Annotated in this window: 15 protein-coding genes and 2 tRNA genes; 9 read left to right on the top strand and 8 right to left on the bottom strand. The window is 58.7% G+C overall.

All coding sequences use genetic code 11. The features are described 5' to 3' along the window. Nucleotides 1-78 precede the first annotated feature (78 nt). Nucleotides 79-1776, top strand: a complete 1698-nt coding sequence (locus OH720_RS10710; protein WP_272605573.1) for an AMP-binding protein — start codon at nt 79-81, stop codon at nt 1774-1776. 682 nt (nt 1777-2458) lie between these two features. Here the strand turns inward: OH720_RS10710 and OH720_RS10715 are convergent. The 3 genes from OH720_RS10715 to OH720_RS10725 all read right to left on the bottom strand — a co-directional run bounded on the left by OH720_RS10715 (nt 2459) and on the right by OH720_RS10725 (nt 5011). Continuing rightward, nucleotides 2459-3358 (bottom strand): hydroxymethylglutaryl-CoA lyase, encoded by a 900-nt coding sequence (locus OH720_RS10715; RefSeq protein WP_272605574.1) that lies wholly within the window; start codon nt 3356-3358, stop codon nt 2459-2461. 147 nt (nt 3359-3505) lie between these two features. Then, the gene (locus tag OH720_RS10720; RefSeq protein ID WP_272605575.1) at nt 3506-3904 is read right to left on the bottom strand and encodes a MerR family transcriptional regulator; all 399 of its coding nucleotides are present in this window, start codon (nt 3902-3904) and stop codon (nt 3506-3508) included. A gap of 177 nt (nt 3905-4081) precedes the next feature. After that, a complete protein-coding gene (locus tag OH720_RS10725; protein WP_272605576.1) occupies nt 4082-5011 on the bottom strand; it encodes a LysR family transcriptional regulator in 930 nt (309 codons plus the stop codon). 154 nt (nt 5012-5165) lie between these two features. On the opposite strand from OH720_RS10725, the gene OH720_RS10730 reads away from it, so the two are divergent. Beyond that, nucleotides 5166-6395 (top strand): acyl-CoA dehydrogenase, encoded by a 1230-nt coding sequence (locus OH720_RS10730; RefSeq protein WP_008057192.1) that lies wholly within the window; start codon nt 5166-5168, stop codon nt 6393-6395. 38 nt (nt 6396-6433) lie between these two features. On the opposite strand, the gene OH720_RS10735 is transcribed toward OH720_RS10730, so the two are convergent. After that, on the bottom strand, nt 6434-7240 hold the full coding sequence (locus tag OH720_RS10735; RefSeq protein ID WP_272605577.1) for a TatD family hydrolase: 807 nt from the start codon (nt 7238-7240) through the stop codon (nt 6434-6436). Between the two features lie 236 nt (nt 7241-7476). Between OH720_RS10735 and OH720_RS10740 the strand changes: the two genes are divergently transcribed. After that, entirely contained in the window at nt 7477-8898 is a 1422-nt protein-coding gene (locus OH720_RS10740) for a transglycosylase SLT domain-containing protein (protein ID WP_272605578.1), read from the top strand. 103 nt (nt 8899-9001) lie between these two features. Then, complete coding sequence (locus OH720_RS10745; RefSeq protein WP_272605579.1) at nt 9002-9436, top strand: DoxX family protein; 435 nt, start codon at nt 9002-9004, stop codon at nt 9434-9436. Nucleotides 9437-9497: 61 nt separating this feature from the next. Here OH720_RS10745 and OH720_RS10750 read toward each other — a convergent pair whose 3' ends face one another. Continuing rightward, complete coding sequence (locus OH720_RS10750; protein ID WP_008057182.1) at nt 9498-10781, bottom strand: NAD(P)/FAD-dependent oxidoreductase; 1284 nt, start codon at nt 10779-10781, stop codon at nt 9498-9500. 183 nt (nt 10782-10964) lie between these two features. On the opposite strand from OH720_RS10750, the gene OH720_RS10755 reads away from it, so the two are divergent. From OH720_RS10755 to OH720_RS10765, 3 genes are all read left to right on the top strand, one after another. Further along, nucleotides 10965-11041: transfer RNA gene (locus OH720_RS10755), tRNA-Val, on the top strand. A gap of 303 nt (nt 11042-11344) precedes the next feature. Beyond that, nucleotides 11345-11421: transfer RNA gene (locus OH720_RS10760), tRNA-Val, on the top strand. A 373-nt stretch (nt 11422-11794) separates the two neighbouring features. Next, nucleotides 11795-13756 (top strand): hypothetical protein, encoded by a 1962-nt coding sequence (locus OH720_RS10765; RefSeq protein ID WP_272605580.1) that lies wholly within the window; start codon nt 11795-11797, stop codon nt 13754-13756. Between the two features lie 46 nt (nt 13757-13802). Here OH720_RS10765 and OH720_RS10770 read toward each other — a convergent pair whose 3' ends face one another. Further along, a complete protein-coding gene (locus OH720_RS10770) occupies nt 13803-14099 on the bottom strand; it encodes a hypothetical protein (RefSeq protein WP_272605581.1) in 297 nt (98 codons plus the stop codon). 377 nt (nt 14100-14476) lie between these two features. Between OH720_RS10770 and OH720_RS10775 the strand changes: the two genes are divergently transcribed. Further along, nucleotides 14477-14671, top strand: coding sequence for a hypothetical protein (locus OH720_RS10775; protein ID WP_008057177.1), 195 nt, complete (start codon nt 14477-14479; stop codon nt 14669-14671). Nucleotides 14672-14734: 63 nt separating this feature from the next. Here the strand turns inward: OH720_RS10775 and OH720_RS10780 are convergent, their stop codons facing one another. Further along, nucleotides 14735-15487: a carbonic anhydrase gene (locus OH720_RS10780; RefSeq protein ID WP_272605582.1), complete on the bottom strand. Its 753-nt coding sequence runs from the start codon at nt 15485-15487 to the stop codon at nt 14735-14737. Nucleotides 15488-15669: 182 nt separating this feature from the next. Here OH720_RS10780 and OH720_RS10785 point away from each other — a divergent pair, with 182 nt between their 5' ends. Next, on the top strand, nt 15670-16125 hold the full coding sequence (locus tag OH720_RS10785) for a DUF2214 family protein (RefSeq protein ID WP_272605583.1): 456 nt from the start codon (nt 15670-15672) through the stop codon (nt 16123-16125). Between the two features lie 104 nt (nt 16126-16229). Here OH720_RS10785 and csrA read toward each other — a convergent pair whose 3' ends face one another. Beyond that, complete coding sequence (gene csrA / locus OH720_RS10790) at nt 16230-16421, bottom strand: carbon storage regulator CsrA (protein ID WP_008057174.1); 192 nt, start codon at nt 16419-16421, stop codon at nt 16230-16232. Nucleotides 16422-16598: the final 177 nt, after the last annotated feature.

Raw genomic sequence — 16598 nt, forward strand, 5'->3', positions numbered from 1 at the left:
CTTGAGCGAGAGTAGAGGCAGTTCAAGATAGAACGCGAAAGCGTCGGTAGCCCATCAATAAAGACAATAGGGGTCGTCATGGATCAACCCAGTGCAAGCCCGCAACGCAGTTACACCCGTGGATCCCAGGACAAAGCCTTGTTGGCAATGACCATTGGCCAGGCGTTCGACAATACGGTCGCGCAGTACCCGGCCGGGGAGGCGCTGGTGGTGCGCCATCAACAGCTGCGCTACACCTGGCGGCAACTGGCGGATGAAGTAGACCTGCATGCCCGGGCACTATTGGCGCTGGGCCTGCAGGCCGGCGACCGCCTCGGCATCTGGGCGCCTAACTGCGCCCAATGGTGCATTACGCAGGTCGCGACCGCGAAGATCGGCGTGATTCTGGTCAACATCAACCCGGCCTATCGCAGTTCCGAACTCGAATACGTGTTGAAGCAGTCGGGCTGTCAGTGGCTGGTTAGCGCCGGGGCATTCAAGACCTCCGACTATCACGCCATGCTGCAGGGCCTGGTGCCGGAATTGGCGGAGCAATCCGTCGGCGAATTGCACAGCGAGCGCCTGCCGGAACTGCGCGGGGTGATCAGCCTTGATGCGCAGCCGCCGAAGGGTTTCCTGCCCTGGTCGCAACTGACCGAGCTGGCGGGCAGCGTATCGGTCGAGCAACTGCAGGAGCGGCAGGACAGCCTGCACTTCGATCAGGCGGTGAACATCCAGTACACCTCTGGCACGACCGGCTTCCCCAAGGGCGCGACCCTGAGCCACTACAACATTCTCAATAATGGCTATATGGTCGGCGAAAGCCTGGGCCTGGGCGCCGTCGACCGCCTGGTGATCCCGGTGCCGTTGTACCACTGCTTCGGCATGGTCATGGGCAACCTTGGTTGCATCACCCACGGCAGCACCATGATCTACCCCAATGACGCGTTTGATCCGCTGCTGACCCTCAGCACCGTCGCCGAAGAAAAAGCCACCGCGCTCTACGGTGTGCCCACTATGTTCATCGCCATGCTCGATCAGCCGCAACGCGCCGAGTTCGACCTGTCGAGCCTGCGCACCGGCATCATGGCCGGGGCGACTTGCCCGATCGAGGTGATGCGTCGCGTCATCAATGAAATGCACATGAGCGAAGTGCAGATCGCCTACGGCATGACGGAAACCAGCCCGGTGTCGTTGCAGACCGGTCCCTCGGACGACCTGGAGTTGCGCGTGACCACCGTTGGCCGTACCCAGCCACAGCTGGAAAGCAAGATCATCGACGAAGCGGGCAACCCGGTGCCCCGTGGCACCATTGGTGAGCTCTGCACTCGCGGTTACAGTGTGATGCTTGGTTACTGGAACAACCCGCAAGGCACGGCGGAGGCCATCGACCAGGCCGGCTGGATGCACACCGGCGACCTGGCCAGCATGAATGACGAGGGTTACGTGTGCATTGCCGGACGCAACAAGGACATGATCATTCGCGGTGGCGAGAACATTTATCCGCGCGAACTGGAAGAATTCTTCTTCACCCACCCGGCGGTGGCCGATGTGCAGGTGATCGGCATTCCTTGCTCGCGTTATGGTGAGGAGATCGTTGCCTGGATCAAGTTCCACCCCGGCCATAGTGCCACTGAGCAGGAGCTGCAAGCCTGGTGCAAGGAGCGCATCGCGCACTTCAAGACGCCGCGTTACTTCAAGTTCGTGGAAGAGTTTCCAATGACCGTGACCGGCAAGATCCAGAAATTCAGGATGCGCGAGATCAGCATCGAGGAGCTGCGTAACAAGCAGGGTTAGTGATTAACCCTGTGGGAGCGGGCTTGCCCGCGATGACGGCAGCACAACCGATATATTTGTCGGCTGACCCACCGCCATCGCGGGCAAGCCCGCTCCCACAGAATGATGTGGTGGAAACACAAATGCCAGACAGCACAAAGGGGAGCCGAAGCTCCCCTTTAATTTTCGTTGCGCGTGCTCTTTTTTTATTATTGAGGGGCGGTCTGTTGTTGTTTTTGGTGACCGTGGCCCTTTACCGCTGTTTTTGTCGATCCCCATCCGGGATCAAGAGCAAACGTATTTTTTTGAGCGCTGATCTACTTTTTCGCTGAGCGATCCAACCAGTTCGGGAGCTACCTGAAGGTAGTTTTATTGTTCTCTGTCCGGTTGCGGGTAACTCCGAAAAGCACCCTGAAAAGCACATCCTCTCCAAAAAAATCTGTTAGCTGCGTCTCTGCCGTGTTGTTTTTGTTATGTCAGAGTCGTTACGTCTTGTTTTTATTGGGTTTGCCGCAATTTTTTTATTCTTGTTATGCGATAGATATAGCAGAAGCCGTGCCAACTTTTAAAAAACCTTTAAAAACAAGCACTTGGCTTTTTGTAGGGTTTTCTGCCTCAGGGAAAACCCTACATTTTGTTTCCGTGTTACTCGCTTCCGCCCACATTTTCGCGGCTGCGGTAACACCCCGACACACCCGCACACTCAGTGTGCGCTGCGGGCCTTCGCCACACGGGAGCCAGTGGGGCGTCCCAGCACGCTACAAATTTGCTGGCCGGCCAGGATCAGCGCATCCAGGTCGATTCCGGTTTCGATCCCGAGGCCGTTGAGCAGGTAGACCACGTCCTCGGTGGCGACGTTGCCACTGGCGCCCTTGGCGTAAGGGCAGCCACCGAGACCGGCGATAGAGCTGTCGAACACCGAGATGCCTTCCAGCAGGCTGGCGTAGATGTTGGCCATGGCCTGGCCGTAGGTGTCGTGGAAGTGCCCGGCCAGTTTTTCCCGAGGCACATCGGCCGACACCACCTCGAACATCTTGCGCGTGGCGCCTGCGGTGCCGGTGCCGATGGTGTCGCCCAGCGACACCTCGTAGCAGCCCATGGCATAAAGCTCCCGTGCGACCCGGGCGACTTGCTCGGGCGCGACGTCACCTTCATAGGGGCAGCCCAGCACACAGGACACGTAGCCGCGCACGCTGACGCCATGCTGTTTGGCAGCTTCCATGATGGGCACGAAGCGCTCCAGGCTTTCGCTGATCGAGCAGTTGATATTGCGCTGGGAAAACGCTTCCGACGCCGCGGCGAACACCGCGACTTCCTTGACGCCGCTGGCCAGGGCATCTTCAAAGCCGCGCAGGTTGGGGGCGAGGGCGCCGTAGGTCACGCCGGCTTTGCGCTGGATCTGCGCGAACACCTCGGCGGAACCCGCCATCTGTGGCACCCACTTGGGCGAGACGAAACTGCCGACTTCTATATAGCCAAGGCCCGCCGCCGTCAGAGCATCGACCAGTTGCACCTTGTCGGCGACGCTGATGGGTTGGGCTTCGTTTTGCAGGCCGTCGCGGGGGCCGACTTCGACAATGCGTACGTGGGTGGGGAGGGACATGGGATTCGACCTGTGCTGATTGTCTGAATACGCTGAGAACCCTGTGGGAGTGAGCCTGCTCGCGATGGCGCCGGGTCAATCGACCTCAGTGTTGAATGTGCTACCGCCATCGCGAGCAGGCTCGCTCCCACAGGGGATTGTGTAGATCTACTGAATCGCTTGGTTCTTGAGGGTTTGTTCCAGCGCCTGAACACAGCGCTCTTCAGCCGTATCAAGCTCCAGTTTCATCTGTTCGATATCCAGCATCTGCTGTTCCAGCTGCTCCCGGCGCTCACTGATTTTCGCCAGCATGCTGTGCAGTTGCTTGGTGTTACCGCTGGAAGGATCGTAGAGCTCGATCAGCTCGCGGCACTCGGCCAGGGAAAAACCGATGCGCTTGCCCCGCAGGATCAGCTTCAGGCTGACCTTGTCACGGGGTGAGTAGATGCGTTCCTGGCCACGCCGCTCGGGGCTGAGCAGGCCTTGTTCTTCATAGAAGCGAATGGCCCGGGTGGTGATGTCGAGCTCGCGGGCGAGGTCGGAAATGCTGTAGGTCTGGCTGCTCATGGGCGCGCTCGCAAAGGGTCATGGCGCTAAGCTACTGGCAGGTTGACGTATACGTCAAGGGGCAGGTTTTTTGTTGTCATTGCGGGCCTCTTCGCGGGCAAGCCGCGCTCCTACAGGTTCTCGGTGATCTGTAGGAGCGAGGCTTGCCCGCGAAGAACGATAACGCGGTGTAACGCCTTACACCTTCTCCAGTTTCTTCTCCTGCGCCGTCACCTGCTGGCACAACTCGATCATCTGCTCGCGCATCCAGCGGTTCGCCGGGTCCTGGTCGGTGCTTTCGTGCCAGTAGAGGTGGGTTTCCACCGGCGGCACATCGTTGACCGGCAAATAAAAGGCGTGCAAATCGTTGCGACGCGCAAAGCGTTCCGGCACGGTCATGACCATGTCGGTCTGCTGCAGCACTTGCGAGGCCATCAGGTAGTGCTGGGAGCGCAGGGCGATCTTGCGCTGGATGCCCATTTTGCCCAGGGCCAGGTCGACATAGCCCAGGCCGCTGCGACGGCTGGAAATGTGGATGTGGGTCAGGCCCAGGTAATCATCGAGGGTGAGTTTTTCCTTGCCCGCCAGCGGATGCCCCTTGCGCATGGCGCACACGTAACGGTCTTCCATCAACTTGACGTGGCGCACCTGCGGGTCGGTGTTGAGCGGGGCGTCCACGGCGAAGTCGAGTCGCCCGGCGGCCAGTTCCTTGGTGGTCTCGCGGCGCTTGGACAGGAAGCTTTCGATGATCACCGTCGGCGCAAGGCGGCGCAGGCGTTGGAACAGCGGCGGCAGGATCACCGCTTCAGTGAGGTCGGTCATGCTGATGCGGTAGGTCTTGACCGCCTGCAATGGATTGAAGATGCGGCTTTCCTGCACCGAAACGCGCAGCAGCGAAAGCGCATTGCGCACCGGACCGATGATGTTTTGCGCCATGGGCGTTGGCACCATGCCCTGGGCGGTGCGCACGAACAATGGATCGTTGAAGGTCTCGCGCAGGCGGGCCAGCGCGTTGGACACCGCAGGTTGGGTAATCCCCACAATCTGCCCGGCGCGGGTCAGGTTGGCCTCGGTGTAGATCGCGTCGAAGACGATGAAAAGGTTGAGGTCGACCTTGCTCAGATTCATTACGCGGCTCTCTTGTTTTAGGTGGGCTCGATCAGTCGATCATATATCGGTGATGAATGTTTATACACGCCGAGAATAGGCTAGGTAAATTTTCATGGCTGTTCTAGCATCGATTGCATGACCTAAACAACCTCCCGCAAGAAGGTAGCTGCCCATGGATTTCGCTTATTCGCCCAAGGTGCAAGAACTGCGTGAGCGCGTGACCGCGTTCATGGACACCTATGTCTATCCAGCCGAAGCGGTTTTCGAGCGCCAGGTCGCCGAGGGTGACCGCTGGCAGCCGACCGCGATCATGGAAGAACTCAAACTCAAGGCCAAGGCTGAAGGCCTGTGGAATTTGTTTCTGCCTGAGTCCGAGCTCGGCGCCGGCCTGACCAACCTCGAATACGCTCCGCTGGCGGAAATCATGGGGCGCTCGCTCCTGGGGCCTGAGCCGTTCAACTGCTCGGCGCCGGACACGGGCAACATGGAAGTGCTGGTGCGCTACGCCAACGAAGAACAGAAACAACGCTGGCTCGAACCCTTGCTGCGCGGTGAGATTCGCTCGGCGTTCGCCATGACCGAACCGGACGTGGCGTCCTCCGACGCCACCAACATGGCCGCCCGCGCCGTGCGCGACGGTGACGAGTGGGTGATCAACGGCAAGAAATGGTGGACCTCCGGAGCCTGCGATCCGCGCTGCAAGATCCTGATCTTCATGGGCCTGAGCAATCCCGACGCACCGCGCCATGCGCAGCACTCGATGATTCTGGTGCCAGTGGACACCCCCGGCGTGAAAATCTTGCGTCCGTTGCCGGTGTTCGGTTACGACGACGCGCCCCACGGTCACGCCGAAGTGCTGTTTGAAAATGTCCGGGTGCCGTACGAAAACGTCCTGTTGGGTGAAGGACGAGGCTTCGAAATTGCCCAGGGGCGTCTGGGCCCGGGGCGGATTCACCACTGCATGCGTTCGATCGGCATGGCGGAGCGTGCGCTGGAACTGATGTGCAAACGCTCGGTGAACCGCACCGCGTTCGGCAAACCCCTGGCGCGCCTGGGCGGTAACATTGACAAGATCGCCGATTCGCGGATGGAGATCGACATGGCCCGCCTGCTGACACTCAAGGCGGCGTACATGATGGACACCGTCGGCAACAAAGTGGCGAAGAGCGAGATCGCGCAGATCAAGGTGGTGGCGCCGAACGTCGCCCTGCGCGTGATCGACCGGGCGATCCAGATCCATGGCGGGGCAGGGGTGTCCAACGATTTCCCGCTGGCCTACATGTATGCCATGCAGCGAACCCTGCGCCTGGCTGACGGGCCGGATGAAGTGCACCGCGCGGCGATCGGCAAGTTCGAGATCGGCAAGTACGTGCCTAAAGAGATGTTGCGCAGCAGTCACTAAGACGGCAGGCGTAGCGCGGGCCCGATCCGGGCCCGCGTTCAATCCACGCTGGGCAACCCGTAGAACGCCCGCGCGCATGCTGTAGTGTGGGCGGCCAGGTCTTCCTGGCTTTCGCCGCGGTGCAAGGCCACCTCACGTAACACTTCCGTCAGATACGCCGGCTCGTTGCGCCCGTTTTTCGGTTTGGGGCGCAGGCTGCGCGGTAACAGGTACGGCGCATCGCTCTCCAGCATCAAGCGCCCGCGTTTGATCTCCTTGACCAAGGGGTGCAAATGCGTGCCCCGGCGCTCATCACAGATCCAGCCGGTAATGCCGATGTGCAAATCCAGGTCCAGGTAACTGAACAAGGCTTTCTTATCGCCGGTGAAGCAGTGCACCACGGCGGCCGGCAACTGATCGCGGTAGTCGCGCAGGATCTCCAGCAGGCGCTGGCTGGCATCGCGTTCGTGCAGGAACACCGGCATTTGCAGTTCGACCGCCAGCGCCAGGTGTTCTTCGAGGACTTTCTCCTGTTGCGCACGCGGTGAAAAATCGCGGTTGAAATCCAGGCCGCATTCACCGACCGCCACGATGTTCGTTTCCTTCAGCAGGCTGCGCAGGCGACGTGCGCTGTCGGCATTCCAGTCGCTGGCCGCATGGGGATGCACACCGGCGGTGGCGAACAGCCGCTGCGCTGTTTCGTCCAGTTGCTGGCACAACTCCAGCGCCTGCTCGCTGCCCTCGACATTGGTGCCGGTGAGCACCAATTGGCAGACCCCGGCGGCATAGGCGCGGTCCAGTACAGCCTGGTGTTTGTCGGCAAAACTGGGGTTGGTCAGGTTGACGCCGATATCGATGAGTTGCATGGTGCTACCTCGGGCCCAGGGCTGCAAAGCATACCAGAGCACCTGATTTATAAGAAAAGCCAAGAACTACAACAGGTTATCGCTGTCTCTTAATGCCGCGAACAAGTCTGGGTGGTGGCGTTGCCATCATTGTGCCAGTCTTTCGCGCGTTGCCAGCGCTTCAGGGCGCTTTGTTTCTGTCGCTTGATTGCGTGAAGCCATTCATGTGGTCGACCTGAATTCTTTGCGGAGAGTGGATGATTCGTCCCTCGGTTTTGCTACTGCTGTGTTGCTCGCTGCTGCTGCCGATGTCGGCGGTTGCGCGGCTGCCCGGGCCGCTGCAAGCCGTACCGGCGGCCAAGGTCCGTGACCTCACGGACATCCGCAGCAGTCGCGTGCTGCGCGTGCTGGTCAACCAGAGCCGCAACAGCTCCGGCGAAGTCCAGGGCCAGGCCATTGGCGTCGAATACCATCGCTTGCGCGCTTTCGAGCAATACCTCAACGGCCACGCCCGCGACGGCCAGGAAATCACCCTCAAGATCATTCCCAGGGCCAAGGATCAACTGCTCGGTGCGTTGCAGCGCGGGGAGGGCGACCTGGTGGCCCCCGGCGAACTGCTGGACCTGCAGCCGGGCTTTGCCGTCAGCAGCAGTGAACCGGTTGCCAGTAACATCCCGTTGGTTCTGGTGGGGATCAAGGGCGAGCGTCGCTACACCCGTCTCGAACAACTGTCGGGTAAAACCCTGGCGTTGCCCAACGGCAGCGCCGCCGGCGACGCCATCAGCCAGATCAATCAAAAGCTGGCGTTGCACAAGCTGCCGCCCGTGAAGATCGAGTGGGTCGACCCGAGCCTGGCAGTCGAGGACGTGCTGGAGATGGTCCAGGGCGGGATCTTTCACCTGACCATCGTCGAGCAACCGATTGCCGAACGCTGGGGCAAGATCCTGCCGAAATTGCGTATCGATCGCCAGGTGCTCATCAGCGAGCCAGGCGAAGAGTACTGGTTCGTGCGCCGCGACGCGTCGATGCTGCGGGCCAGCATCGATCGTTTCCTGGCGGGCTATAAAAAGCCGTCGGATCAGGATGCCGCGTTCCTGCGGATCTATCGCCGCCAGTACCAGGTCCACTATCCCCTGGCCAAGGCTGACCGCCAGCGTCTGGAAAAGCTGCGGCCGGTGCTGCAAAAGCATGCGAGCGCCCAGGACATGGACTGGCTGAACCTGGCGGCGCTGGCGTTCAAGGAGTCCGGCCTGCAGCCCTCAGCCCGCAGTGGCGGTGCGCCGACCGGGCTGATGCAGATCACGCCGTCAGCGGCGCAACGTGTGGGCGTGAGCAACATCCAGGAGCTGGATGCCAACGTGCAGGCCGGGGCCAAGTACCTGGCAATGATTCGCCGCAAGTTCTTCGCCAGCCCCAAGCTCAATGAGCGCGAGCGCATGGCCTTTGTGCTGGCGGCCTACAACATCGGCCCGGAGCGGGTGCAGGGAATGCGCGCGGAAGCCTGGCGCCGCGGGTTGAACCCCAACCAGTGGTTTTTCCAGGTTGAACGCATCGCCATGGAGCAGGTGGGAATGGGACCTGTCAGCTATGTTAATAGCGTGAACAAGTACTACTTGGCGTTCGATCGGGAGCGGGAGTCGTTGGAGCCCCAAGGGCAAAAAGTTGCCCTTCGTAAATGATCGAATAAACTGATTGTTATGGCGGATTTATTGCGCTTTTAACATGAGATTTACTGATTAATATAGCGGCCAACCAACACACACTCTCTAGGGACGACACAACATGAGCACACTGATCAACAAGGTATTGTTTACCCGCGCTGGCTACGGCCTGACTGTTTTGCGGATTTTCGTCGGCATCATCTTCGCTGCCCACGGTTCGCAAAAACTCTTCGGGGCATTCGGTGGCTATGGCCTGGCGGGCACCGCGCAGTACATGGAAAGCATCGGCCTGGCACCGGGCTACCTGATGGCGACGCTGGCGGGTGGTACCGAGTTCTTTGGTGGCCTGGCATTGATCATCGGCTTGCTGGTACGTCCGGCGGCACTGGGACTGACCTTCCTTTCTCTGGTGGCGATCTTTACCGTTCACATCAGTAACGGCCTGTTCATGGCCAACAACGGCTATGAATTCGCCCTGGCGTTGCTGGGCGGCAGTATCGCGGTGCTGATCGAAGGCGCCGGCAAGCTGTCGGCGGATCGCGCCATTGCCGGGTAACGGTTTGCGAGCAGACAAAAAAATGCCCGTATCGTCAGATACGGGCATTTTTGTTTGTGCGTCAGAACCCGAGTTTGTCGCGCAATCCGTAGTACCACGCACCCAGCGCAGCAAACGGGGTGCGCAACATTTGCCCACCCGGGAACGGGTAGTGGGGCAGGTCGGCAAAGGCGTCGAAACGTTCAGCTTGACCGCGCAATGCTTCGGCCAGGACCTTGCCCGCCAGGTGTGTGTAGGTGACGCCGTGGCCGCTGCAGCCCTGGGAGTAATAAATGTTGTCGCCCAGTCGCCCGACCTGAGGAAGGCGCGACAGGGTCAGCAGGAAATTTCCGGTCCAGGCGTAGTCGATTTTCACATCCTTGAGCTGCGGGAATGCCTTGAGCATCTTCGGACGGATGATCGCCTCGATGTTCGCCGGGTCCCGTGCGCCATACACCACGCCGCCGCCGAAAATCAGGCGCTTGTCACCGCTCAGGCGGTAGTAGTCGAGCAGGTAGTTGCAGTCTTCGACGCAATAGTCCTGGGGCAGCAGGCTTTTCGCCAACTCATCGCCCAGGGGCTCGGTGGTGATCACCTGCGTGCCGCAAGGCATCGATTTGGCCGCCAGCTCCGGCACCAGGTTGCCCAGGTAGGCATTGCCCGCCACGATAACGAACTTGGCCCTGACCTTGCCCTGTGGCGTGTGGACGACCGGGCTGGCGCCGCGCTCGATGCGTACTGCCGGCGACTGCTCATGAATGGTGCCGCCCAACGACTCCACGGCCGCCGCTTCGCCCAGCGCCAGGTTGAGCGGATGGACATGCCCGCCGCTCATATCGAGCGTGCCACCGATGTATTGATCGCACGCCACGACCTCACGGATGCGGCGCTGATCCAGCAACTCCAGCTGCGTATGCCCGAATCGCTCCCATAGGCGCTTCTGGGATTCCAGGTGGCCCATCTGTTTGGCCGTGATGGCGGCAAACACGCCGCCGTCCTTCAAGTCGCATTGGATGTTGTACCTGGCCACCCGATCACGAATGATCCGCCCGCCTTCGAACGCCATCTGTCCCAGCAACTGAGCCTGACGGGGGCCGACACTGCGCTCGATCACATCGATATCGCGGCTGTAGCTGTTGACGATCTGGCCCCCATTGCGCCCCGAAGCACCGAAACCCACCCTGGCCGCTTCCAGCACTGTTACCCGAAAGCCGTGCTCCAGCAGGAACAGGGCCGAGGACAGCCCGGTATAACCGGCGCCGATCACGCAGACATCAGTTTCCACCTCACCCTGCAAGGACGGACGCGGCGGCACCGCATTGGCCGATGCGGCGTAATAGGACTCTGGGTAAGGGGTGTTCGCCATCCTGCAGCCTCTGTTTAATAAATTTAACGAGTGTGTCGATCCTACCCGAGTTGAAAAAACGCCGCCAGCCACCGGAAAATCTTCTTCCCCACAGCAAAATTAAATATTTTGCATTTTCATAGGGTTAGCTCGAAAAAAGCTGTTGACACCCTCTCGGAATTCCGTAGAATGCCGCCTCACAGCAGGCACGTAGCTCAGTTGGTTAGAGCACCACCTTGACATGGTGGGGGTCGTTGGTTCGAGTCCAATCGCGCCTACCAAACAAAATCCGCTCTGCTGGGCGGTCTGGAAGGGCTCACCGAAAGGTGAGCCCTTTTTTGTTGTTTGCGATTTTTCCGGAGCGTTCACGAAATATCGGGTTCGTTCACACTGAGCAATGTGAAGGCCGATATCAGCTCCCATTTCTCGGGTATGGTTGGGCTTCAAGGCCGCAAATGCCGGGAGAAAAAGGCGGCTGATTTACTTTCCATTCAGTCCAAAAAGAATAAATCCGTCCCCTTTTCACTTTTCTGTACCTTTTCAGTAGACACCCTCCCGGAATTCCGTAAAATGCCGCCCACAGCAGGCACGTAGCTCAGTTGGTTAGAGCACCACCTTGACATGGTGGGGGTCGTTGGTTCGAGTCCAATCGCGCCTACCAAACAAAATCCGCTCTGCTGGGCGGTCTGGAAGGGCTCACCGAAAGGTGGGCCCTTTTTTGTTGTCCTGGATTTCTTCAGGGCGTTCACAAGCTTCAGGTTTCGCTCACACTGGGTGATCGTCGCCCACGTACTGATACCGATCTTCAAGGCGATGCAGGTGCATTGTCGTTGTCGCTCTGCCAGTCGGCTGCGAGGGCCTGCGTCGGCTTCTCGAAACATCAGTTCATGAGTTGCAGAAGCAAATCAGTGCGAAAGGTGCTGGAATGACAGGCGAGGACCGGTGAGCCCCCCGCCGGAGGATGACCCTGGATCGAATGAAGAGTATGACCAGGATTGATCTTTTGATGTGCCCTGTCTTGGCTATGAGGTTATATGCACCCGGAGCATCTTGATTTATCCACCCCTGTGTTCTTGCCCATTACAGATGAAACCTGTGCAGGCTTGTTGCTCGTCGATGGCGCAAAAGCGCTTGGTGTCCTGACGGATCCAGAACTGGCGGCGATGTTGGTCATCCAGAATCTGGCCCAGGCGGCGGATAAAGACCTTAATGCCAATGCGGCAGAGAAGGTTCTGGCCAAGCTCATTGCATGGGCGGTCGACTCGCGGCAGTCAACAGCCGCAGGTTTGTTGTCAGAGGCGCAACGGCTGTTCGATCCACGCAAGTTGTACTTCGGTCTAAATGCGATTAAACGTCTCGACCTGCGTTTTCTTCTCGCCGATGAAGTTTCGGCGCGGGATTACCTGCTGCCCGATGGCAGGTGGGATGTCGGTTTCAAGATTCGCCACCAAAGTAACAACAACCCCTTTAGTCAGCAGATGGTGACGCCAAGGCATCGCGAGCGTTGGTTGAGTGCTGCACAAGACAAGCTTGTCAGAACCTTTCGTGCCAATCTGGACGAAGACCTGCATGTTCAAGGTTACGCCGGGATAGGCAAAAGTCACCTTATAGGGGCCTTGGTGGAGTGCCTGCGACCGGGTGGGACATTGATACTGGCGCACACGCCGGAAAAACTGGCAACGCTTAACGAGCGCATGGGGGCTGCGCGCGATCGGAACACGGGCACAACCTTCGAGGCCTTTGCGAGAGCCCTGTTGCACGGTCCCAGGCCTAAACCTGCCAGTAAGCCGGCCAGGGGACCGAGCAAGCAGGCACTGTCGCAGGAACTGAACATCCTCGGTTTTCGTGGCTACGATGGGCAGGCGACACTTGATGCCTGTCTCAGGGTGCTCGAGCGCTATTGCCGCTCCAGGGACCACAGCTTGTCGGCCAGGCATCTGCCTCATTTCAAGCAATCCTTGTCCAGCCTGGATGCCAGGGTGCTTCTTGAGTATTCGAGCCGACTGTGGTCGTACCTTGAGGCAAGCCCGGCATGGTGCAGTCGGACCGGGTTCGAAGCATTGTTGATGATAAAGCGGGCAAGCCTGGCGGGTTGCGTGGTACCTGCTCGCTATACGCACGTCCTCATTGATGAAAGTCAGGATGTTCCCGCCTCACTGCTACAGATCCTCGAGAGGGGACGGCAGGTGTTGATTACGTTGGGTGATGAGTACCAGCAGGCCAGTGGCGAGATAGCCAAAAGAAAACGGGTGGTGCGGCAAAGCGATGTTAGCTACTCCGTTCGCTCAGGTCGCAATGTCGAGCGTCTGGTCAACCCGTTGATCTGCCTGCACCCAGAGAAGAGCAAGGTTCCCTTCGAAGGTGCTCGTGATGCAGACGTCGGTATCGAGCATTATCCGCAAGGCTTCGTGCCGCCCGAGGGCTGCGTGGTGCTGACTGCGTCTCGCTGGGACACGATGAAGTGGATGATCGAGCTGCAACATGCCAGCTGTCTATTCAGTTTCCCGGACAAAAAGGCGGAGTCGGATCTCAATGATTTCATGACCACTGCCATCGCGCTGTTCAAACCAGACTACTACGGTGCCGAGAGCGCCGCGGATGGGGCGCACTCATATTTTAGCGAGATGGCAGACTGGCAGCAGGTGCGTGAGGCGAACCTATTCGACGAGTCGTTTCTTTGGGTCGAGAGCGAGTTGGAAAAAGGTTTCAATGTCGCCGGGGTAACCCGGTTGAACAGGATGATTGGTAGCTCCGCCAAGAGCTGCATGCTGATGATGGCAGAAGCAGCTGGTGGGATGGAGTTCGATCGGGTCCTGCTGACGCGCGGGCTGCTCAGCAACGTGCAGTTCAAAGATGCCTATGAGTTCGATCAGCGGATCTGTGCCGTGTACATCGCGATCTCCCGCGCCAGGCAGCAGCTTTACCTTCCTTACGATGTGGTCGAGTGGATTGAGTATCACAAGTACCAGAAATACCGCGAGTCGCACGGCTACTGATTGATTTCACCAGCGTCGGGTTCGGGGGTGGCGTCTTTCTGCGCAGCTACCCGATATTTTTCAACCCCACCACATTCCTGGCTAATCTGGCGCGCTCGCTCCAGGCGATGGTATGGCTGGCCTTGTTCCATCGCACTTTCCTGATGTCGCGACCTGCGGCTTTTTCAATGGCGTCAGCGATGCGCCGGGTATTGAGCATACTGCCCACACACTCTCCATGATGCAGCAGGGCCGCCTTCCAGGCTTCAAGGTCGCACATGCTTGAGCGTTCGATGATGATGACCTCCTTGGCTCCGCTGGCCACAAAATGGATCTCGTAACGTTCCCTCATTAACTTCGGCATCCCCGCCATTCATCTTCACGTGAGAAATATTATCATTTGAGAATGATGTTCGGGCAGGCCGAATGAAAATCAATTCGTCTTGGGTTGAACTGCAAGCAGCCAATTGCATCAAAGCAGAACAGGCAACCGGGCGTTACGTGGGTTCGTCGAGGCTGGAGGGTGATGATGGGGAGGCGGGCGATGATCAAGTTCTTTGCGGCTTACCTGTCCATTTGTCTTTTGCTTGAGTGGACGGTGGTCGAGGCGTCTCCCTGGATTGCCAGCCATGTGCTGCTGCGGTGGATTCTGTAGCGGCACATCTGCAAGTGGCGGCCGTGCCTTGATACGGCAATTGAGGCGTAAAATAGGCAGTGTTACCTCATCTGAAGGAGTCGCATATGATCTCCGACCAAATGAACAGACAGGCATCCGATCACAAGGCTGTGTGGGATCAATATTTCTGCGCCGCGTTGATTGCCGAAAGCAATCTGACGGCACCCGTCGTAGGCGGGGCCACGCACGAAGACCGGCAGAATCTGTTGATTGAACGGGCCAAGGCGCTCGCGGACAAGATGATGGAATGCAGGAAATAACCAGAGCCCAGCCTTCGCGCTGGGCTCTTCATATCGGCGGCGTGGCAATCGTAGCTGGACGAATCAGGCAACCAGCTCGACTTTACCTGTCGCCAGGCGATAAATGCCCCCCACTATTTTCAACTGGCCCTTGCTGAGCGCATCCGTCAGCAAGGGCGTGGCTTGCTTGAGGCGTTCGATCGAGTTCTTGATGTTTTGCACGGTCGCGTTTTCCACCAGGTCGCCTGGTTGACTGCTTACCTGCTCGATGGCGGGTTTGAGTGCGTCCGTCAGTGCAGGGATCTTGCCGGGGAATATAGTGTGGTCCTTGACGGCTTTCACGCCAGCCTCGATAGCACCGCAGCGCTCATGGCCCAATACCAGGATGAGCGGTGCACCGAGCACGGCCACGCCGTATTCAAGGCTTGCAAGACCTTCGTCCGTGACAAAGTTGCCGGCCAGGCGTACGGCGAAAAGATCGCCCCGTGCGGTATCGAAAGCGTATTCCGGGGCGATGCGCGAGTCAGAGCAACTCAGCACCGCCACGAAAGGATTCTGGCCGGAAACCAATGCTTCTCGTTCGTCCTTGAAGTCGTGCGTTTCGGAGTTGCCGCTGACATACCGTTCGTTGCCCGCCATCAACCTTTTCAGGGCCTCGTCCGGGCTGATAACGTTTTTGGGTTTTGGCGGCGCTGAGGTTGTCTCGGCTGCCTGAATCATCCGGCTTGGCAGGGCGCTGGCCAAAAGCAAAGCGCCTGCTCCCAATCCGGCAAGGCGAAGGAAGCGACGACGCTCATGGGTAGTTGCTGCGGATTTTGAATCACATGATTCACACATGATGTTGTGTACTCAGGTCAATTCGGTGGGAATGACTGCTGTTGGGGTAGTGCCTCGAAGAGCCTTGGCACTGGAGTGTTGGAGTCTAGTCGGTCTGTAACATTATGTTTTGCGGGCAAACCCGAGGTTCATGGACTACTACTGACAGGCTGATTCGACTTCGTCCTTACAGGAGTTTTCCGATGCTGACTCACTGGTTGCTTGCAGCAATTCATCTTTTGGCGTTTGCGCTTGGGTTCTGGGCTGTGCTGGTGCGTGGCACGGCTTTTCGGCGCCTGGCTGTTGGCGCAGGAGAGGCTCGTGATGTATTGGTCGCAGACAACATATGGGGCATTTCTGCTCTTGTGCTGTTGGTTACCGGAGGCATGCGCGCTTTTGGTGGTTTCGAAAAAGGCACGGATTACTACCTGCACCAGCCGTTGTTCCATTTCAAGATGACGTTGCTGGTGCTCATCCTGCTATTGGAAATCGCGCCCATGGTGACGTTGATCAAATGGCGGGTTGCGCGGTCGCGTGGCGCGGCAATAGATACCTGGCGCGCAACGCTGTTTTCACGCATCAGTCATATTGAAGCGGGGCTGGTATTGCTGATGATGGTGGCGGCCAGCGGCATGGCGCGCGGTATCACTTTCGGCTGACGGAGGTGCGGCGGGGGCGTGTAAAGCGCAAACAATAGTGCGCTGGAATCTTTAGCCAGCCGTCGTTGCGGGGCGAACGGGCTGGCTACTGACTGCGACAGGATTCAGGTTTGTGGCTTTTCCGGGGCGGTCAGGCCGGCCTGAATGCGCTGATAGATTTCTTCGCGATGCACTGCAACGTCCTTGGGGGCGTTGATGCCAATCCGGACTTGCTGGCCGCTTACGCCCAGGATGGTGATCGTAATGTCATCACCAATGTTTATGCTTTCACCGACTTTGCGGGTGAGTATCAGCATGGTCTTCTCCTTGATTGCTTCGTGGGGCACCTGATTCGGACAGTGCAGAGGTCGGTGTTATGTATAGATTAGTGCGAAGTCTCACAGTTTGGGTGCCTCTTTCTGACGCGCAGATACAGCATTAATTCCCAAGGCGTAACTATACAGAGGCCGCCACTATCATTCTCGTTGTTTTGC

This window comes from Pseudomonas sp. WJP1, from assembly GCF_028471945.1.
In the GTDB taxonomy this organism is placed as follows: domain Bacteria; phylum Pseudomonadota; class Gammaproteobacteria; order Pseudomonadales; family Pseudomonadaceae; genus Aquipseudomonas.